General features: G+C 70.4%; 19 protein-coding genes. 4 read left to right on the top strand and 15 right to left on the bottom strand.

Annotated features, from left to right (window positions below; translation table 11 throughout):
* Positions 1-79 precede the first annotated feature (79 nt).
* Genes speB through VAB18032_RS04990 form a run of 7 tightly spaced genes read right to left on the bottom strand, consistent with a single transcriptional unit; the run spans position 80 to position 7,795 of the window.
* On the bottom strand, positions 80-1,093 hold the full coding sequence (gene speB, locus VAB18032_RS05020) for an agmatinase (RefSeq protein ID WP_013731702.1): 1,014 nt from the start codon (positions 1,091-1,093) through the stop codon (positions 80-82).
* A complete protein-coding gene (locus tag VAB18032_RS05015) occupies positions 1,090-2,292 on the bottom strand; it encodes a saccharopine dehydrogenase family protein (RefSeq protein ID WP_013731701.1) in 1,203 nt (400 codons plus the stop codon). The genes speB and VAB18032_RS05015 overlap by 4 nt, the downstream gene beginning before the upstream one ends.
* On the bottom strand, positions 2,292-3,710 hold the full coding sequence (locus tag VAB18032_RS05010; RefSeq protein ID WP_013731700.1) for an NAD(P)/FAD-dependent oxidoreductase: 1,419 nt from the start codon (positions 3,708-3,710) through the stop codon (positions 2,292-2,294). The genes VAB18032_RS05015 and VAB18032_RS05010 overlap by 1 nt, the downstream gene beginning before the upstream one ends.
* Positions 3,707-4,549 carry an ABC transporter permease gene (locus tag VAB18032_RS05005; RefSeq protein ID WP_013731699.1) on the bottom strand — a complete coding sequence of 281 codons (843 nt, stop codon included), beginning with the start codon at positions 4,547-4,549 and terminating at the stop codon, positions 3,707-3,709. Before VAB18032_RS05005 ends, VAB18032_RS05010 begins: the two co-directional genes overlap by 4 nt.
* Positions 4,546-5,460, bottom strand: a complete 915-nt coding sequence (locus tag VAB18032_RS05000) for an ABC transporter permease (protein ID WP_013731698.1) — start codon at positions 5,458-5,460, stop codon at positions 4,546-4,548. The genes VAB18032_RS05005 and VAB18032_RS05000 overlap by 4 nt, the downstream gene beginning before the upstream one ends.
* Positions 5,457-6,608, bottom strand: coding sequence for an ABC transporter ATP-binding protein (locus VAB18032_RS04995; protein WP_043719755.1), 1,152 nt, complete (start codon positions 6,606-6,608; stop codon positions 5,457-5,459). The genes VAB18032_RS05000 and VAB18032_RS04995 overlap by 4 nt, the downstream gene beginning before the upstream one ends.
* 2 nt (positions 6,609-6,610) lie before the next feature.
* Positions 6,611-7,795, bottom strand: coding sequence for a polyamine ABC transporter substrate-binding protein (locus tag VAB18032_RS04990; protein ID WP_013731696.1), 1,185 nt, complete (start codon positions 7,793-7,795; stop codon positions 6,611-6,613).
* Positions 7,796-7,997: 202 nt separating this feature from the next.
* Between VAB18032_RS04990 and VAB18032_RS04985 the strand changes: the two genes are divergently transcribed.
* The gene (locus tag VAB18032_RS04985) at positions 7,998-8,516 is read left to right on the top strand and encodes an Lrp/AsnC family transcriptional regulator (protein ID WP_013731695.1); all 519 of its coding nucleotides are present in this window, start codon (positions 7,998-8,000) and stop codon (positions 8,514-8,516) included.
* 116 nt (positions 8,517-8,632) lie between these two features.
* On the opposite strand, the gene VAB18032_RS04980 is transcribed toward VAB18032_RS04985, so the two are convergent.
* Together VAB18032_RS04980 and VAB18032_RS04975 are read right to left on the bottom strand one after the other, a co-directional pair.
* Positions 8,633-8,830 carry a DUF397 domain-containing protein gene (locus tag VAB18032_RS04980; RefSeq protein ID WP_043719752.1) on the bottom strand — a complete coding sequence of 66 codons (198 nt, stop codon included), beginning with the start codon at positions 8,828-8,830 and terminating at the stop codon, positions 8,633-8,635.
* Positions 8,821-9,591 (bottom strand): helix-turn-helix domain-containing protein, encoded by a 771-nt coding sequence (locus VAB18032_RS04975; protein WP_013731693.1) that lies wholly within the window; start codon positions 9,589-9,591, stop codon positions 8,821-8,823. Before VAB18032_RS04975 ends, VAB18032_RS04980 begins: the two co-directional genes overlap by 10 nt.
* A 364-nt stretch (positions 9,592-9,955) precedes the next feature.
* On the opposite strand from VAB18032_RS04975, the gene VAB18032_RS04970 reads away from it, so the two are divergent.
* Together VAB18032_RS04970 and VAB18032_RS04965 are read left to right on the top strand one after the other, a co-directional pair.
* Positions 9,956-11,302: an aspartate aminotransferase family protein gene (locus VAB18032_RS04970; protein WP_013731692.1), complete on the top strand. Its 1,347-nt coding sequence runs from the start codon at positions 9,956-9,958 to the stop codon at positions 11,300-11,302.
* A gap of 81 nt (positions 11,303-11,383) precedes the next feature.
* Entirely contained in the window at positions 11,384-12,760 is a 1,377-nt protein-coding gene (locus VAB18032_RS04965) for an NAD(P)/FAD-dependent oxidoreductase (protein WP_013731691.1), read from the top strand.
* 46 nt (positions 12,761-12,806) lie between these two features.
* Here VAB18032_RS04965 and VAB18032_RS04960 read toward each other — a convergent pair whose 3' ends face one another.
* Entirely contained in the window at positions 12,807-13,190 is a 384-nt protein-coding gene (locus VAB18032_RS04960) for a DUF3499 domain-containing protein (protein WP_050814541.1), read from the bottom strand.
* A gap of 150 nt (positions 13,191-13,340) precedes the next feature.
* Here VAB18032_RS04960 and VAB18032_RS04955 point away from each other — a divergent pair, with 150 nt between their 5' ends.
* The gene (locus VAB18032_RS04955) at positions 13,341-13,790 is read left to right on the top strand and encodes a metallopeptidase family protein (protein ID WP_043719749.1); all 450 of its coding nucleotides are present in this window, start codon (positions 13,341-13,343) and stop codon (positions 13,788-13,790) included.
* Between the two features lie 93 nt (positions 13,791-13,883).
* On the opposite strand, the gene VAB18032_RS04950 is transcribed toward VAB18032_RS04955, so the two are convergent.
* From VAB18032_RS04950 to VAB18032_RS04930, 5 genes are all read right to left on the bottom strand, one after another.
* Complete coding sequence (locus VAB18032_RS04950) at positions 13,884-14,141, bottom strand: WhiB family transcriptional regulator (RefSeq protein WP_013731688.1); 258 nt, start codon at positions 14,139-14,141, stop codon at positions 13,884-13,886.
* Positions 14,142-14,611: 470 nt separating this feature from the next.
* Entirely contained in the window at positions 14,612-14,956 is a 345-nt protein-coding gene (locus tag VAB18032_RS04945) for a hypothetical protein (protein WP_043719747.1), read from the bottom strand.
* Positions 14,957-14,969: 13 nt separating this feature from the next.
* Positions 14,970-16,364, bottom strand: coding sequence for a DUF4331 domain-containing protein (locus VAB18032_RS04940; protein ID WP_013731686.1), 1,395 nt, complete (start codon positions 16,362-16,364; stop codon positions 14,970-14,972).
* Positions 16,365-16,418: 54 nt separating this feature from the next.
* Positions 16,419-16,697, bottom strand: coding sequence for a hypothetical protein (locus tag VAB18032_RS04935; protein ID WP_043719744.1), 279 nt, complete (start codon positions 16,695-16,697; stop codon positions 16,419-16,421).
* 156 nt (positions 16,698-16,853) lie between these two features.
* Complete coding sequence (locus tag VAB18032_RS04930; protein WP_043719742.1) at positions 16,854-19,412, bottom strand: bifunctional FO biosynthesis protein CofGH; 2,559 nt, start codon at positions 19,410-19,412, stop codon at positions 16,854-16,856.
* Between the last annotated feature and the right edge of the window lie 16 nt (positions 19,413-19,428).

Below are 19,428 nucleotides of genomic sequence, written 5' to 3'. Positions count from 1 at the left end.
GGGCTGGAGCGCGGGGCGCGGGCGCGGGCGTGAGAGGGCGCGGGCGTGAGGGTGGGGAGGGCGGGGCGGGGAGGTGGGGTCAGCGGGAGTCGAGGAGGGGTTGGGTGGGGGTCCAGGGTGGGGTGCCGGTGGCGTCGTGGCGGCGGCGGGCGATGGCGGAGAGGGCTTCCAGGACGATGCGGTTGCCCAGGTAGGCGGTGATGTCGGCGTGGTCGTACGGTGGGGCGACCTCGACCACGTCGACTCCGACGATCGGGAGTTCGTAGCAGGCCCGGCGGACCGCGTCGAGCAGTTGGCGGGAGGTGAAGCCACCGGGCTCGGGGGTGCCGGTGCCGGGTGCCATGCCCGGGTCGACCACGTCCACGTCGACGGAGAGGAAGACTCCCTCGCACTCGTCGGTGGCGATGTCGAACGCCTCGGACAGGCAGTCGTCCAGGCCCCGGGCCACGATCTCGGTCATCTCGTACGAGCGCATCCGCTGCTCGGCCATCCACCGCAGCGTCTCCGGGCCCGGCCAGTAGCCGCGCAGTCCGATCTGGAGGAAGCGGTCGCCGCGTACCGCGCCGGACTCGATGAGTCGACGCATCGGTTGGCCGTGCCCGTGCAGGGAGCCGAACTCGATGTCCCCGGTGTCGGCGTGGGCGTCGAAGTGCAGCAGCGACACCCGGCCGAGCCCGTGGTGGCGGGCCACTCCGGTGGCGTCGGGCAGGGCGATGGAGTGGTCGCCGCCGAGGATCACCGGGATCGCGCCGGCCGACGTCACCGCGTACACGGCGGTTTCCAGGGCGGCCAGGGAGCGGTCGATGTCGCCGGAGAACATCTCCACGTCACCGGCGTCGTACACGCACAGGTCCTTGAGGGCGTCGACGCGCAGGGCCAGGGAGGGGCGGGAGCCGTCGTGCGGCAGGTAGCAGGCCTGGCGGATGGCCGACGGGCCGAACCGGGTGCCGGGGCGGTGTGAGGTGCCGCCGTCGAAGGGCGCGCCGATGATGACCACGTCGGCGTCGGCGTACGTCACCGGTTCCTCGATGGTGCAGGGTGGCACGCCGAGGAATGTGACGTCGGGGCCGAACATCGGGCCGTAGCGGGTCATCGTTCCTCCATGCCCCAGGGTGAGCCGTAGTCGGTGAGCAGGTCGAGGAAGGGTTTCGGGGGCAACGCCTCGGGGCCGAGCACTCCGACACCCGACCAGGCGCCACCGGCCAGCAGTTCCAGGGCGACGACCGGGTTGATGGCGGTCTGCCAGACCACCGCCTGGTGGCCGTACTCGCGCATCGACCACTCGTTGTCGACCACGTGGTAGAGGTAGACCTCGCGGGGTCGGCCGTCGACACCGGTGCCGCGTACCCAGGTGCCGGCGCAGGTCCTGCCGCGCATCCGGTCGCCGAGGGTGGCCGGGTCGGGCAGGCAGGCGGCCACCACGTCGCGCGGCGACACCGACACCCCGCCCACCTGTACCGGCGACGTCGCGGAAAGGCCGAGCTTGTGCAGCGTCTTGAGCACCTCGATGAACTCGTCGCCGAGGCCGTACTTGAAGGTGACCCGCTTCGCCGGCACCCAACGCGGGATCAGCAGCACCTCCTCGTGTTCCACGTTGACGCACTCGACCGGCCCGATGCCTGCGGGGAAGTGGAACACCTCCGGTTCGCTGAACGGCTCGGTGGTGAACCAGCCGCGCCCGTCCTCCCAGATCACCGGCGGGTTGAGGCATTCCTCGATGGTGGTCCAGATGGAGAACGACGGCGCGAAGTCGTAGCCGTCGACTGTCAGGTTCGCCCCGTCGCGTACCCCGATCTCGTCGATGTCGGCGAAGAGTTCGTCGGCGGCGTAGCGGGCGAAGACGTCGGACAGGCCCGGTTCCACGCCGATGCCGCACAGCGCCAGCCGACCCGCGTCGGCCCAGCGCTGCGCCACCGCGAACTGCTCGTCGCCGAGCTTGACGCCGGTCTCCCGGTAGGGCCGGTCCGGGTGCGGCTTCGACAGCGACATCGCCATGTCCAGGTAGTCGGCGCCGGCCGCGTACGCCCCCTCGAAGATCGGCATGACGAACCGCGGGTCGACCGCGTTGAGCACGTGGGTGATCCGATGCTCGCGGCAGGCCGCGGCGACCGCCTCGGCGGAGCCGGCGTCAAGCGTCGCGGCGACGAAGCGGGCGTCGCGGCCGTCGACCGCCCGCGCCGCGCGGGCGGGGTCGTAGTCGGCGACCACCATGGCCTCGAAGAAGGCGCGCCGCGCCGCGATGGCGACCACGGCGGCACCGACCCCACCAGCGCCGACAAGCAGAACACGCATCAGGAATCAAACCCCAAACCAACCCGATCGAGCGTACGGAGCCAGAGGTTGCGCCGCCCTTCATGCGCATCGGCGCGGGCCAGGGACCAGCGGGTGAACCCGATGCCGACCGCGCGGGCCGGTTCGGGCGGGAACGGCAGCGGCTTGTCGCGCACCAGGGCGAGCCGGGTCAGCGGGGTGTCCGCCCCGGCGACCAGGTCGAGCAGGACGCGGGCACCGAACCGGGTCGCCCCGACCCCCAGCCCGGTGTAGCCGCCCGCGTACGCCAGTCGCCCGTCGTACGCGGTGCCGAAGAACGCGCAGAACCGGGTGCAGGTGTCGATCACCCCGCCCCACCGGTGGCTGAACCGCAGGTCGGCCAGTTGCGGAAAGGTGGTGAAGAAGTGCGTGGCCAGGGCCGTGAAGGTGGCGTCGCGCTGTTCCAGGGCGGGGGCCATCCGGTTGCCGTAGTGGTAGACCGCGTCGTAGCCGCCGAACAGGATCCGACCGTCGCCGGTGATCCGGTAGTAGTGGAACTGGTTGCCGGTGTCCGCCAATCCCTGCCGGTTGCGCCAGCCGATGGCGTCGCGCTGCGCGGGCGTCAACGGTTCGGTCATCAGCGCGTAGTCGTACACCGGCACCACCCAGGCGCGCAGCCGGCGCAGCAGCGGCGGGAACGCGTTGGTGGCCAGCACCACCCGGTCGGCGCGTACCGCCCCGGGCACGCCGTCGGCGCCTGTGGTCTCGGCGAGCAGCGCCGCACCGGCCCGGCGCAGCCCGGTCACCCGGGTGTGCTCGTGGATGCGTACGCCGAGGTCGAGGCAGGCCCGACGCAGCCCCCAGACCAGTCGCGCCGGGTCGAGCATCGCCACCCGGTCGCGGTCCCACAACCCGCCGAGGTACGTCGGTGAGTCCACCTCGGCCCGCACCTCGTCGGCGTCGAGCAGGCTGACGTCGTGGCCGTACCGGCGGGCCAACGCGACGTCCTCGGCCAACCCGTCGAGCTGGTACGGCTCGACCGCCACCGCCAACTCGCCGGTGCGTTCGAAGTCGCAGTCGATGCCGTACGCGGCCACGGTCGCCGCGATGGCGTCCAGGTTCTCCCGGCCGAGCCGCTCCAACTCGTCGATCTCGTCGGGGAAGCGTTGCACCCCGTTGGCCAGCCCGTGGGTCAGCGAGGCGGCGCAGAACCCGCCGTTGCGTCCGGACGCCGCCCAGCCGCAGCTGCCCGCCTCCACCAGCAGCACGTCCCGTCCCGGGTCGGCCTGCTTGGCCAGCAGGGCGGCCCACAACCCGCCGTACCCGCCACCGATCACCAGCAGGTCGGCGCTTGTCGGCCCGGCCAGCGGCGGCACCGGGTCGGGGCGCTCCGGCCGGTCGAGCCAGTACGGTGCGCGTACCGCGTCGGTGAGGGCCCGGCCGGGCGGCGGGAGGTTCATGACCGGCTGGCCGCCCGGGGCGCCGGAACGGCCGCCGTGATCGCCGACCGGCGGACCCGCCGCCCCCGCAGCATGGTGGCCAGCACCAGCAGCAACGCGATCGCGAACATGGCCGTGCCGATGACGTTTACCTGCGGCGGGATGCCCCGCTGGGCGGCACCCCAGACGTACATCGGGAACGTGACGGTCGTGCCGGAGTTGAAGTTCGTGATGATGAAGTCGTCGAAGCTCAGCGAGAAGGCCAGCAGGGCGGCGGCGACGATGCCGGGCAGCACCAGCGGCAGGGTGATCCGGCGGAACGTCTGCCATTCGCTGGCGTACAGGTCCATCGCGGCCTCCTCCAGCCGCCGGTCCATCCCGGCCAGCCGCGCCTTGACCGTCACCACCACGAACGACAGGCAGAACATCACGTGCGCGATGACGATGGTCCAGAAGCCCAGCGGCACCCCACCGGCGACGAAGAGGGCGAGCAGCGAGGTGCCCATCACCAGTTCCGGGGTGGCCATCGGCAGGAAGATCAGCACGTTGAGCCCGGAACGGCCCCGGAACCGGTGCCGGACCAGCGCGAACGCCATAAGCGTGCCGAGCGCGGTGGCGGCCACGGTGGCGAGGAAGCCGATCTGCGCACTGCGCAGCACCGCGTCGCACATGTCGGAGGTGGCGCACGGGTTGCGCCAGTTGTCGAGGGTGAACTCGTTGAAGTCGTACGACAGTCGGCTCGACGGGCGGTTGAACGACAGCGCGGCGACCACGGCGATCGGCAGGAACAGGTAGCCGAGCACCAGCAGCGCGACCCCCATCACCCAGTGCTGGGCGAACCAGCGAGAGACCCGGCTCATAGGACTTCCTCCGTACCGGCCCGGCGCAGGTAGACGAAGACCACCGCGAGGATCGCCGACATCAGCAGGAACGACAGGGCCGCGCCCTGCGGGTAGTCCAGCCGGACCAGGAAGGCCGAGTCGATGACGTTGCCGATCATGTACTGGTTCGGGGTGCCCAGCAGTTCGGCGTTGATGTAGTCACCTGTCGCCGGGATGAAGAAGAGCAGGGTGCCGGCGATCAGACCGGGCATCGACAGCGGCAGGGTGACCCGACGGAAGGTCTTCAGCGGACTGGCGTACAGGTCGCTGGAGGCCTCCAGCAGCCGGTAGTCGAGCCGCTCCAGGCTCGCGTACAGCGGCAGCACCAGGAACGGCAGGAAGTTGTACGTCAGGCCGAGCACCACGGCGATCGGGGTGGCCAGCAGCCGCCCGTCCGGCCCGAGCAGGTGCACGTCGCGCAGCAGCCCGACCAGCCAACCGTTGTCCGACAGAATGGTCTTCCAGGCCAGGGTGCGCACCAGGAAGCTGGTGAACATGGGCGCCACCACGCAGACCAGCAGCAGGTTCTTCCAGCGGCCGGCCTTCTGCGCGATCGCGTACGCCAGCGGGTAGCCCATCAGCAGCGCCAGCACCAGCGCCATGCCGGCGTACAGGAACGACCGGCTGAACTGCGGCCAGTACTGCTGCAGCGCCGTCGGATAGTTACCGAAGGCCCAGGTCAGCGCGTACCCGGTGGAGAGTGAGCCCTCCGGGTCGTAGAGGCTGGCCGAGGCGAGCTGCACCAGCGGCACGGCGAAGAACAGCAGCAGCCAGGCCGCGCCGGGCAACAACAGCAGGTACGGCAGGAACCGGTACCGCGCCGATCGGGCAGCTTGCGGCGGCGACGCCGGCTGCCCGGATCCGGTGGGTACGTGCGCCAGGATGCTCATGAGGAAGCGCCCACCGGCTGGTCGAGCACCGGTGTGGTGCGGTCGTCCTCGTCGGCGCGGCGGCCGAGCAGGAAGGCGTGCCGGGGGTCCCAGTACGCCACGGCCCGCTCCCCGACGGCGAAGCGCTGCTGGGTCCCGCTGTTGGCGACGAACACGCTCAGCTCCGTGCCCCAACTGGTGCGCAGCAGATACTGGGTGCTCACCCCGACGTACGAGGCGTCGGAGATGGTCCCTTCGAGATGCTGACTGCCGGCGGGCACCTGCACGGCGGCCCCGGCCAGGTGCAGCTTCTCCGGGCGTACGCCCAGGTAGACCGGGCCCTGGTCGGTGCGGGCCCGGGCCGACGGCACGGAGAACCGCGCCCCTCGCGCGGTGACCAGGGTGTCGTCGCCGTTGCTGCCGGAGACCTCACCGGCGATCAGGTTGGACTGGCCGAGGAAGTTGGCCACGAACGCGGTGGCCGGGAACTCGTAGATGTCGGCAGGTGCGCCGAGTTGCTCGATCCGCCCGGCGTTCATCACCGCGACCGTGTCGGCCATCGTCATAGCCTCCTCCTGGTCGTGGGTGACGTGCACGAAGGTGATGCCGACCTCGGTCTGGATCCGCTTGAGTTCGATCTGCATCTGACGACGCAGTTTGAGGTCCAGCGCGCCCAGCGGCTCGTCGAGCAGCAGCACCTGCGGGTGGTTGATCAGCGCCCGGGCCAGCGCGACCCGCTGCTGCTGCCCGCCGGAGAGCTGGGTCGGGCGACGTCGCTCGTACCCGTCGAGTTGCACCAGCGACAGCATCTCGCGCACCTGGCTGTCCACCGACCGGATGCCGCGTCGACGCAGCCCGAATGCCACGTTCTCGAAGATGTCCAGGTGCGGAAAGAGGGCGTAGCTCTGGAACACCGTGTTGACCGGCCGCTTGTACGGGCGCAGCCCGGCGATGTCCCGGTCACCGAGCAGCACCTGCCCGCTGGTCGGCTCCTCCAGCCCGGCGATCATCCGCAACGTGGTCGTCTTGCCGCAGCCGGAGGCACCGAGCAGGGCGAAGAACGAGCCCTGGCCGATCGTCAGGCTGAGATCGTCGACGGCGGTGAACGCGCCGAACGTCTTGGTGAGGTTGGCCAGGCGCAGGTCGCCCGCCGGTGTCTCCCGCGCCATCGTCACGCTCCGATAACCTGCTGGAACTTGGTCTCGTACTCGCGCTCCTGCTTCTCGTCCAACGCCATGAAGACCCGCGCCTTGGAGAGGATGGCCTCGTCGGGGAAGATCAACGGGTTGGCGGCCAGCTCCGGGTCGATCTTCTCCATCTCCGCCTGCGCGCCCTGCACCGGGCAGATGTAGTTGACGTAGGCGGCGAGTTGGGCGGCGACCGCAGGGTCGTAGTAGTAGTTGATCAGCGCTTCGGCGTTGGCCTTGTGGGTCGCCTTGTTCGGCACCAGCATGTTGTCCGACCAGAGCATCACCCCGGAATCGGGCACCACGAACTTGATCTGCTCGTCGTCGAAGCCGAGTTGGATGATGTCACCGGACCAGCCGATGCACGCCGCGATGTCCCCCTTGGCCAGGTCGGGCGCGTAGTCGTTACCGGTGAACCGGCGGATCTGCCCGGAGTCGACGGCCCGCTTGAGCTTGTTGAGCGCGTCGTCGAACTGGTTGCTGGTGAAGTCGGACGGGTTGTGCCCGTTGGACATCAACATCAGCCCCATGGTGTCACGCATTTCGGTCAACGCGGTCACCTTGCCCTTGAGATCCGGGCGGGTGAGCAGTTCGTCGAGCGTACGCAGCTCACCGGTGACCCGGCCGTTGTAGGCCAGCCCGGCCAGACCGGACTGCCACGGTACGGCGAGATGGTTGTCCACGTCGAAGGGGCGGTTGCGCAGCGACGGCAGCAGGTTCGCCTCGACGTTCGGCAGGTTCGCCTTGTCCAGCTTCTGGATCCAGCCCAGCCGGATCATCCGGGCGGCCATCCAGTCGGTGAGCACCATGATGTCCCGCCCGGTGCCCTGGCACGCGGCAAGCTGGTTCTGCACCTTGCCGAAGAACTCGTTGTTGTCGTTGACATCCTCGGTGTAGGCCACCTGAATGCCGGTCTTGCTGACGAATCCGTCCAACGAGGGTCGCTTGGCGTTGTCGTCATCGTCGACGTCCATGTACTGCGGCCAGTTGGAGAAGGCGAGCTTCTTCTCCGTACCGGAAAGGTCCTCGCTGACGCAGCCGGCCTCGGTCTGTTGGGCGGCCGGGGTGCCACAGCCGGCGAGGGAGCCACCCGCAGCGAGCAGCGCAGCCGAACCGAGGGTGCCGGTGAGCAGACCACGCCGGGTGAGGGGCCGGAAGGCACTACGCATGTGACGACTCCTATTGATCGGTCGGCGGCGGGACGGGGGTGGCGCGCCGACGGGAGGATCAATGGCGATGGACGACTGATCCTGACATGAGGAACCCTCTCGTACAAGGGATTCCGTTGCCGCATTAGCTTCCGACGACGAATTACGCCAAACTCACCGATGGCATTAGGCTCAGCCCGGTGACGGACATGGGGAGCGGTCGATGACGAACCGGCAGCACGACAACGGCAACGGCAACGGGGGCCGCCGGGTCAGTGTGCGCGAGGGCGCGAGCCACGCCCTGCTCGACGACGTGGCCAAGCAGATCATCGAGCAGTTGCAGCAGGACGGACGCCGACCGTACGCCACCATCGGCAAGGCGGTCGGGCTCTCCGAAGCAGCCGTACGCCAACGGGTGCAGCGCCTGCTCGACGCCGGGGTGATGCAGATCGTCGCGGTGACCGACCCGCTCCAACTCGGCTTCCCCCGACAGGCCATGATCGGCCTGCGTACCGATGGTGACCTGGAGTCGGTCGCCGACCGGATCGCCGAGTTCGACGAGGTCGACTACGTGGTGATCACCGCCGGCTCGTTCGACCTGCTGGCCGAGGTGGTCTGCCGCAACGACGAGCACCTGCTGGAGATCCTGCAACGCCTGCGCGCTGTCACCGGCGTCGTCTCCACCGAGGCGTTCGTCTACCTCAAACTCCGCAAGCAGACCTACACCTGGGGCACCGCCTGACCCACCCTGCTTGATCGGCTCCGTTTCGCCGTATCGGCGGTATCAGGGCGGCGTCGACCCCGCCGTTACGGCGAAACGGAGTCGATCAGCCAGCCCGGCGCGGCGAACCGCGACAGTCAGCGGCCGGGTCGGCGCCCGGTGGCGGCGACGAAGGCGCGCCAGACGTCGGGGGTGAAGGTCAGGACGCCACCGGCCCGGTCCTTGCTGTCGCGCACCAGGATCCGGCCGGGCAGGTTGTCGGCCACCTCGACACAGTTGCCGCCGTTGTTGCTGCTGCGGGTGGCGGTGCGCCAACGGGCGCCGGTCATCTCCATGTCGTCGCCACTTCCCTGATCAGCTCGATGGATTGGCGACGGGGCAGCGCCTCACCGGTGACGCTCTCCCATCTCGCGCTCAGGCTAGCAAGGTCGGCACGCTCGGTCACCACCTGACCGCGCAGCTGATTGTCCAGATAGGCCGCCTCGCCGCTGTCCGGCGTGCGGGCCAGCACGAACGGCCCGGCCAGCCCGGTGTGCCAAGGGTTCTCCGCCGGAATCACCCGCACCTGCACGTGCTCCCGCTCGCTCAACTCCGCCAGGTGGCCGAGTTGCCCGACCATCACCGCCCGATCGCCGCCCACCTGCCGACGCAGCACCACCTCGTCGATCACCGCCACCAGCTGGAGCGGACTCTCCCGCTCCAACACCCGCTGCCGCGCCATCCGCCCCGCGACGATCTCCTCGACCTCCGTCGGCGACAACAGGCCGCCGGTGGCCAGCACCCCCCGGGCGTACGCCTCGGTCTGCAGCAACCCCGGCACCAACAGCGGCTCATATGATCGGAGTGAGCTGGCCTTCTGCTCCAGATCCGCCCACTCCCGGAACCACGGCAGATCGCGGCGGCGAAACGGCTCGGGCCACAGCTCCTCGGCCTGCCGCCCGAGCACCGTGGCCACCGCGACCCTGGTCCGAGGATGCGGAACCCGCCCGTCCGCGATCCACCGACCCGCCGTCTTCGGGTCGACGCCAACCTTCCCGGCCAACGACTCAGCCGTCTCCCCCTTGTTCGCCATCGCCAGCCGCAGCACCTCGTTCATCTCCCGACCTCCACCCCAACCCGTGACGTTGCGCAGCACGCTAGCCACCCTGGGTGGCCCTGTCCGCCCGGTCCCGGCGTGTCGCGTAAGGACTGTTTCGCGCACTTCAAACGTCCCCGAAACGCCCCCCAATCGCCCTCGACATGCCCCCACCCACCCGGCCCGGCCCCACCAGCGACCCCGGAGCCGACATGCGTCACACTCCGGTACGGATTCCGTTGCCCGCAAGGCCCGGACTTGCTAAATCCGTCGCCAATGGCCGCCTGGTCAACCGATTGCACTTGCCATTCGTCGCTTGACTGTGGGATAACCGTGGGCAGAGCGGCCGGTGACCCCTGACCGGCCCGAGACCGATGGGGCTGACATGGCCAACGCCACCGACCACCTCTGGATGCACTTCACCCGGATGGCGAGCTACTCCGCAGGCGAGGTGCCGACCATCGTGCGCGGCGAAGGAGCGTACGTCTGGGACGCGCAGGGTCGCCGCTACCTGGACGGGCTCGCCGGGCTCTTCGTCGTCAACGCCGGCCACGGGCGCACCGAGTTGGCGGAGGCCGCCGCCAAGCAGGCCGGCGAGCTGGCCTACTTCCCGCTCTGGTCGTACGCCCACCCGACCGCCGTCGAGCTGGCCGAACGGATCTCCAGCCTCACCCCCGGCGACCTGAACCGGGTCTTCTTCACCACCGGCGGCTCCGAGGCGGTGGAGGCGGCCTGGAAGCTGGCCCGGGCGTACTTCAAGCGGGTCGGCAAGCCGACCAAGCACAAGGTGGTCAGCCGGTACATCGCCTACCACGGCACCTCGATGGGTGCCCTGTCGATCACCGGCCTGCCCGGCATCAAGACCGACTTCGAGCCGCTGGTCCCGGGCGGCATCAAGGTGCCGAACACCAACTTCTACCGGGCGCCGGAGCACGGCGACGACCCGGTGGCGTTCGGCCGGTGGGCCGCCGACGAGATCGGCCGCGCCATCGAGCGGGAGGGGCCGGACACCGTCGCGGCGGTCTTCCTGGAGCCGGTGCAGAACTCCGGCGGCTGCTTCCCGCCGCCGCCCGGCTACTTCGAGCGGGTCCGTGAAATCTGCGACGCGTACGACGTGTTGCTGGTCAGCGACGAGGTGATCTGCTCGTGGGGGCGGCTCGGCGAGTACTTCGGCGCGGTCCGCTACGGCTACCAGCCCGACATCATCACCACCGCCAAGGGCATCACCTCGGGGTACGCCCCACTCGGCGCGATGATCGCCAGCGACCGGCTGATGGAGCCGTTCCTGACCGAGACCGGCATGTTCGCCCACGGGGTGACCTTCGGTGGTCACCCGGTCTCCTGCGCGGTGGCCCTGGCCAACCTGGAGGTCTTCGCCCGGGAGGACCTCGTCGGGCACGTACGGGCCAACGAGGGCGCGTTCCGGTCGACCCTGGAGAAGCTGCACGACCTGCCGATCGTCGGCGACGTGCGGGGCGACGGCTACTTCTACGGCATCGAACTGGTCAAGGACAAGACCACCCGGGAGACCTTCGACGAGGCCGAGTCGGAGCGGCTGCTGCGCGGCTTCCTCTCCACCGCACTCTTCGACGCCGGGCTCTACTGCCGGGCCGACGACCGGGGTGACCCGGTGGTGCAGCTCGCTCCGCCGCTGATCGCCGGGCAGCAGCAGTTCGACGAGATCGAGCAGATCCTGCGCACCGTACTCACCGAGGCCTGGTCCCGCCTCTGACACAAGCCGGGCCGCGCCAGCGTCCATCCTGGTCGGGCCGGGCTGTCAGGTCCGGTCCGACCAGCAGCGTCGGGAGTCGCCGTGTCCTACCACGACCTGTCGTACTGGCTGTCCACCGTCGACGAGCCGCTGACTCCGCGTCCGACGCTGGGCGGTGACGCCGACGCCGACGTGGTGATCGTCGGTGCCGGCTACACCGGCCTCTGGACGGCGTACTACCTGGCGCAGGCCGACCCGACGTTGCGCATCGTGGTGCTGGAGCGCCAGGTGGCCGGGTTCGGCGCGTCCGGGCGCAACGGCGGCTGGTGTTCCGCGCTGCTGCCCACCTCGCTGACCGGGCTGGCCCGTCGGCACGGTCGGGACGCCGCGATCGCCATGCAGCGCACCATGCACGACACGGTGCGCGAGGTCGGCCGGGTGGTCGCGGCCGAGGGCATCGACTGCCATTGGGCGTACGCCGGCACTGTCGTGCTCGCCCGCAGCGCACCGCAACTGCAGCGGGCCCGCGCGAGCGTCCTGGAGGCGCGGGAGTTCGGTTTCGGCGCCGAGGATCTCGCCCTGCTCGGTCCCGACGAGGCCGAGGCCCGGTGCGCCGCCGAGGGGGTACGGGGTGGCACGTACACCCCGCACTGCGCGACCGTGCATCCGGCCCGGCTGGTCCGCGGGCTGGCCCGGGCGGTCGAGCGACGAGGGGTGACCCTCCACGAACGGACCCCGGTCACCCAGATCCGTCGAGGCGCGGCGGTGACCCCGCACGGGACGGTACGCGCGCCGGTGGTGGTGCGGGCGACCGAGGGGTACACCCCGGGGCTGCCCGGGCAGCGGCGGGCCATCGCTCCGGTCTACTCGCTGATGCTCGCCACCGAGCCGCTCCCACCGGCCACCTGGGCCCACATCGGCCTGGTCGAGCGGGAGACGTTCACGGATCTTCGGCACGTCATCATCTACGGCCAACGCACCGCCGATGGTCGGCTCGCCTTCGGCGGGCGGGGTGCGCCGTACCATTTCGGCTCGCGGGTGCGGGCCGCGTACGACCGGGAGCCGCGGGTCTTCGCGGCGCTGCGTCGCACGCTCACCGAACTCTTCCCGGTGCTGGGCGCCGACGTGCCCGTGTCACACACCTGGGGTGGGCCGCTCGGGGTGACCCGGGACTGGACCGCCTCGGTCGGCTACCACCCGAGCGAGGGGCTGGCCTGGGCCGGCGGGTACGTGGGTGACGGTGTCGGCACCAGCAACCTGGCCGGACGCACCCTGGCCGACCTGATCCGGGGTGAGCGGACCGAACTGACCGCACTGCCCTGGGTCAACCACCGGTCTCCGCGCTGGGAGCCGGAGCCGCTGCGCTGGCTGGCCGTCAACGCCGGCCTACGGGTCATGTACTCCGCCGACGACGCCGAAAGTCGCACCGGCCGCCCTTCCCGCCGAGCCGAGACCTTCTCCCGCCTGCTCGACAGCTGAGCCCTTCCGTCCGCACCTCTGGAATCGGGCGGGACGCCCGCGCGGGTCAGTGGGACGGGGGGATCACGCGGAGGTGGCCGCGGCGGGAGGTCGCGGAGCTGGGGGGTGTGCTCGCCTGGGCGTTGGGGTTCTGGTCGTCCTGGGGCGGACGGGGGGCGGGGCGGGCGGCCTCACGTACCGCCTCGGCGAGGGCGACCAGGTCGTCGGTGGTGGGCGGCGGGGGCTCGAACTCGCCCTCGTGCCGGACCACCTCCCAACCCCGAGGGGCGGTGAGGCTGCGGGCGTGCGGCTCGCAGAGGTCGTACGTGTGCGGTTCGGCGAAGGCGGCCAGTGGGCCGACCACGGCTGTCGACTCGTTGTAGACATAGGTCAGCGTGGCGACTGCTTGCCGGGGGCAGCCGTTGCGGGAGCAGCGCCGTGGTGACCTCACGGGCGCAGGGTATCTCCATTACCGGGTCCGGCGCACCGCTTCGCGTTACGACACGCCCGTCTTGGTGATCACATTTCCCACACGACGGTCCGACGCGCCACGTGCCGACGCAGCTGTGACCTGCCCCGGGCGGCGGCTACCCTTTGGCTCATGACGAGCCCGGAGAGCCGCCGCCCCGGCGGCAGCCGGCGCGGCCACCGCGACCGGCATGGCCGTGGCCTGCGCGGACGGCTCGTGCCGGCCACCGTGCCGCTGGCGCGCACCAAGGCCGAGATCTTCGACGACCTCGTGCTGGACACCGTCGAGACGCTGGAGCGCCGGTTCGCCAAGGAGCTGGCCGGCGTGGAGTTCGCGGTGGAGGACGTCCCGCCGGAACTCAACGTCTACGACTCCGACGTGCTGGAGGACGGCGAGGTCCCGCTGGCCCGGTTGCTGCCGGGTCGGCCCGGCCGCCAGGAGGTGCCGCCCCGGATCGTGCTGTACCGCCGCCCGCTGGAGTTCCGGGCGATGGACCGGGAGGACCTGGCCGACCTGGTGCACGACGTGATCATCGAGCAGGTGGCGAACCTGCTCGGCGTCGACCCGGACGAGCTGGCCTGACCCTCGGGTCCGAACGACTGTCGCGGCCCCCACCGCGACACGCCGTCCCAGTCTGGGCGGGGCGGTCCCCCACCGCCCCCACCCGACGACGGATCAGGCGGCGCGCCGCTTGAGCTTGCGACGCTCCCGCTCGGAGAGCCCGCCCCAGATCCCGAACCGCTCGTCGTGTCCGAGAGCGTATTCGAGGCACTCCGTCTTGACCTCACACCGCGAGCAGATCCGCTTCGCCTCGCGGGTCGAGCCGCCCTTCTCGGGGAAGAACGCCTCCGGGTCGGTCTGCGAGCACAACGCCCGCTCCTGCCACTCCGGCGCGTTTCCGAGCAGGTCGGCCGCCTCGAGTTGGCCGTCCATCAGTTGCCTCCTTGTCGCGCACCGGCGTCATCGCCGCTGCAACCCCCCACGCGAAAGGCGTGTTTGTCCGTCCGGCCCCGTTTTGTTGCGTTCCGTGCGAACAACCCCATTCAAATTACACGCGTGTAATGCGTGCGCCGTCAAGCCAAACTTGATAATGGAGTCGCCCTCCCGACACGCCCCCGGACGGCCGTCCGGACCACCCGGCCTCGCCCTGCCCTATCGATTCAGACCCCGGCCGAGTAACGCCCCTCCCGGCGAGTTGCGCGAGTTTTCTCCCGTGGCGCTCGCTCCTCGGCCGGCCCCGTCGGGCCGCGCGCAAGCGCTTCCGGCAGACTCCCCGGCAAACCTTTGATCTTGATCCGCAAGGTTATCCCGACTTCGCCGGCGCCGCCCGTCGGCGACAAAAGCGACGGCCGCACCTCGTCCACAATGTGGACTGGGCGCGGCCGTCGGCAGAGCGAGCAGAGTCAGTCGGTGGGTGGAGAATCGCTGGTGGGCCAGACGAACTCGGCCACACCGCCACCGGTCACGGCGACCGTCCCGGCCGGCCGCTTTTCGTCCCACCAGATGGTATACGATCCAGCGGGGAGATCCGGATACACGGCACTGTGGAACGTCCCGTCCTGGACCGGGCGTTCCCGCACAGCAGCATGGGTACGCGGTCGACCGTCCTCGCCCAGCGGGCTGATCTCAATTTCCCGGCCGAGCAGTTGACGCCCGGTGTAAATGATCAGAGCACCGGTGTCGCCACCCAGGTTGAGCAGGACGGTTCCGCTGCCCGTCGGCCCGTACGCGTGCACGTGATCGGTCATCCGACACCCCGGCTCAGGTCTGCACCGACGGGTTGTTGAACCCGTCGTACGGCGTACCGAGGAATGGGAAATTGCGCAGGAACGGCGCGGTCACGTCGGCCTCGGTCAGGCCCGGCGTCACCGCGGCGGCGGCATCGTCCGGAGTGAACTTCCGGTCCACCAGCGGCACGGTGAGCCCGGCGATCGCCCGCAGCGCGATTGTCACCACGTCGTCGGTGACCCGCCGGCCGTTGGGGTAACCCGCCAGGTCACCGCCGAGCACACCGAGCCGGTTCGGTCGGCGGGCCGGCGCGATCGCGGTGTTCAGGCGCAGCATGTCGGCCTGGGTGTCCCCGGTGGTGTTGGTGAAGCCCCTGATCAGCCCCTCCGGGATGCCGGTGAGCAGGATGGCGACGAGGTCCGCCCGCGCCTTCTTCGACTTGTTCAGGTTCTCCAGGTTGGGGAAGACGCCCGGGTAGAGCACCGGCAGCAGCGCGGCCAACTCCGGTTGCTCGACGAACTGCGCGAACCGCTTGTCCTCCGACGGCGGCAGGGTGTTCCACAGATCCTTCTGCGCCATCGGCACGATTACCTCATTGAACAACGGGTTACCCAGCCGGGAAACCTGGGTGAACGGGCCGGTGCTGGTGTCGGCGGCGACCTTGTCACCAAGCACCCGCACCTGACGCCGGGAGGCCGACGTCCACACCCCGATCACCGACGCCGGCTCCTGCCAGTGGTACCGGTCGGCACGCCGGCGCAGCTTACCGACGGGCACCTGGAGGGCGATGCTGTGCACGTTCATCCGGTCGAGCGCGTTGACCGGCTCACCGGCGGCCTTGAAGATTTTCTTGCCCGCCACGTGCAGCTGCTGGAACGGACGCAACGTGCCGAGGTCGAAGATCGCCCCCAGGTCGACGTAGAAGCCGTCCGCCCGCTGGCCGGCGAAGACCTTCTCACCCGTGGAGAGGTTGAAGGTGGCCTGGCGCACCAGGTCGCCGTACTTCGGAGTGGACAGTGGGCCCACGTTGCTCGGCGGGCAGGGCAGCTTGCGGGCCAGCACCTGTTCCTTGCCACCGGCGATCCGGGTCAACCGGTAGAACTGCCGCCGGTTCCAGTTCTTGCTGTCGAGCGCCTCGATCGGGCCGGTGTTGTAAAGGAAGCTGTTCGGGTTCGTGATCTCGGTGCTGAACTCGAAACGGTAGGTGACGTCCGGCCGACCGTCCCCATTGTTGTCAATATGGATGTCGTACCGCACATCGTCGCCGAACTCGAAGAAGTTCGGGCCGCCAGAGGGCAGTTGCAGCGGCACGTAGTTGGCGATCAGCGTCACGGTGTCCGGGCGGTCCGGGGTGACGAACGCGTACAGGTCGGAGGAATCGGCGACCGGATCCTTGGCGATCTCCGGTGCCTCACGGTGGGAAGACATGGCGCAGCCACCTCACTGAGCGAGAAGAAAGGGGATTTCGACGACCGGTGGGGATCAGCGCCGAGCGGCGCGCCGCAACCGATCGGCCAGGCCACGGTCCCGCACCTCGATGCGGGACTCACCGACGAACACGTCCATCGCGTCGGAGCGACCGTCCCGCAGGTGCACCACGATCGTCTCGTCGACACCGGCGGCAGCGCCCTTGTCGTCACCGGCGGACGACAGACCCGGCACGGCGAGAGCAGCCGCGCCGAGGGTGGCGCTGGCCGCCGCTGTCAACGTCTGCCGGCGGGTCAAGCGCGGCCAACGCCGCTTGCGCGTCTCAGTTCTCATGGCAACCTTTCCGGCAGCGGCGCACACGGCCCGCGATGGCGGACGGACCGACACGACGACGCGCGCCGGCTCCGTGAGGGAGTTGCCGGCGGCGATCCTCGCCGCTACCGCCGCCGGCATCGACAGGTACGGCCGACGGCTGACGAAGGTTCGACGTCAGGCTTGAACGTGACCGTACGCAGTCGTACGCCTACGGGCCGGTCGGCCCGCTGCCGCCGCGATCGCCCGCAACTGCTCCTCGGTACGCGCCGACCCGTTGCCCGAGCCCGCCATCCGGGAGATGGTCTCCTCCATCAACGTGCCGCCCAGGTCGTTGCAGCCACTGCGCAGCAACTCCGCGCTGCCCTCGTCGCCGAGCTTCACCCAGGAGCACTGGATGCTGTCGATGCGGCCGTGCAGCAGCACCCGCGCCATCGCGTGCACCGCCCGGTTGTCCCGCCAGGTCGGCCCCGGCCGGGCGATGCCGGCGAGGTAGATCGGCGCGTTGGTGTGCACGAACGGCAGCGCCACGAACTCGGTGAACCCACCCGTACGATCCTGGATCCCGGCCAGCACCCGGAAGTGGGTCAGCCACTGGCCCGGATGATCCACGTGTCCGTACATCATCGTGGAGCTGGACCGGATGCCCAGCTCGTGGGCGGTGCTGACCACCTCGACCCAGGCGGCGGTCGGCAGTTTGCCCTTGGTCAGCACCCAGCGCACCTCGTCGTCGAGGATCTCCGCGGCGGTGCCCGGGATGGTGTCCAGCCCCGCTTCGCGCAGCCCGCTGAGCCACTCACGCACGGACACGCCGGCCTTGGCGGCGGCGGTGGCGATCTCCATCGGCGAGAAGGCGTGCACGTGCAGCTGCGGCACCCGCGCCTTGATCGCCCGGATCAGGTCGGCGTAGCCGGTCACCGGCAGCTTCGGATCGATGCCGCCCTGGAGGCAGACCTCGCTGGCACCGGCCTGCCACGCCTCCTCGGCCCGGTCGGCGACCTGCTCCACCGACAGCCGGTACGCGTCGGCGTCGCGCTCACGCTGGGCGAACGCGCAGAAGCGGCAGCCCACGTAGCAGACGTTCGTGAAGTTGATGTTGCGGTTGACGACGTAGGTGACGTCGTCCCCCACCGCGTCGCGGCGCAGGTCGTCGGCGGTACGGCAGAGTTCGTCGAGCGCTTCGCCGTCGGCGGCGAACAACGCCAGCGCCGCGTCGGCGTGCCGGGGCTCCAGCAGGGCCGCCGGATCCTGCGCGGCCAACCGCAGCCCGGCGCGCAGGTCGGCGTCGCCGACGCCCACGGTGGCCGACCGGCCGGCCGCCCCCGCCGGGCCGTCCTCCGCCGCCCGGGTCGAAGGTACGACGGCCTTGGCGGCCACCTCCGACCAGTCGCCGTAGACGTGGTCGAAGTCGCCTCGCCGGTCGCCCGTACGTCCCGTGGTGTCGATGGTGACGTGCAGGTCGGTACGCCCGCCGTACGCCTCGTCGGGCTCCTGCCACGGCCGACCCACCGGCCGGGCCGACTCCACGGCCAGCCCGGTCGCCGGATCGGCCAACGCACCGACGTGCGGCAGCAGCCGCGGATCCAGCCACGGGTCGCCGGCCCGCACGTACTCCGGGTAGATGGTCAGCCTTTCCCGCAGCGTGAACCCGGCCCCGGCAGTACGCGCCGCCAACTCGTCGAGCTGCGGCCAGGGGCGCTCCGGGTTGACGTGGTCCGGGGTCACCGGGGAGACCCCGCCCCAGTCGTCGATGCCGGCCCGCAGCAGCAGGTCGTACTCGCCGGCGATCAGGTTGGGCGGGGCCTGGATGCGCGCCTTCGGCCCGAGCAGCACCCGGGCCACCGCCACGGTCGCGGCGAGGTCGTGCAGCTCCGCGTCGGGCATCGACCGCATGGCGGTGTCCGGCTTGGCGCGGAAGTTCTGCACGATCACCTCCTGGAGGTGGCCGTACTCCCGGTGCGCCCGGCGGATCGCAAAGATCGCCTCCACCCGCTCGGCGAGGGTTTCGCCGATGCCGATCAGGATGCCTGTGGTGAACGGGACGCCGACCCGGCCGGCGTCGTCGAGCACCCGCAGCCGTACCGCCGGTTCCTTGTCCGGTGAGCCGTAGTGCGGGCCACCCGGCTCCGACCAGAGCCGGGGCGCGGTGGTCTCCAGCATCATGCCCATGCTCGGCGCGACCGGCTTGAGCCGCTGCAACTCCGACCAGGAGAGCACGCCCGGATTCAGGTGCGGCAGCAGGCCGGTCTCCTCCAGCACCGCCACCGCGCAGGCCCGCAGGTAGTCCAGGGTCGACTCGTAGCCCCGCTCGTCCAGCCACTGCCGGGCCGCCGGCCAGCGCTCCTCCGGCCGGTCGCCCAGCGTGAACAGCGCCTCCTTGCACCCCTGCGCGGCACCCGCCCGGGCGATCGCCAACACCTCGTCGCGATCGAGGAACGCGGCCGGCAACCGGTGCGGCACGGTGGCGAAGGTGCAGTAGTGGCAGCGGTCCCGGCACAGCCGGGTCAGCGGGATGAAGACCTTCTTGGAGTACGTCACCACACCCGGCCGACCGGCGTCACGCAGACCGGCGTCGCGGATCGCCCCGGCGATGTCGAGCAACTCGTCAAGCGCCGCGCCGCGCGCGGTCAGCAGTGTCGACGCCTCCTCGACGTCGAGCGCCCGCCCGGCCGCAGCCCGGCGCACCGCCCGGCGCACGCCGGCCTCGCTCGACACGGGCCCGCTCCCGTCAACCATCCGCTCAGCCTATTCG

The organism is Micromonospora maris AB-18-032, assembly GCF_000204155.1.
Taxonomy (GTDB): Bacteria; Actinomycetota; Actinomycetes; order Mycobacteriales; family Micromonosporaceae; genus Micromonospora; species Micromonospora gifhornensis.
The sequence above is the reverse complement of the archived record's forward strand: the minus strand, read 5'-3'. Positions and strand labels throughout refer to the sequence as shown.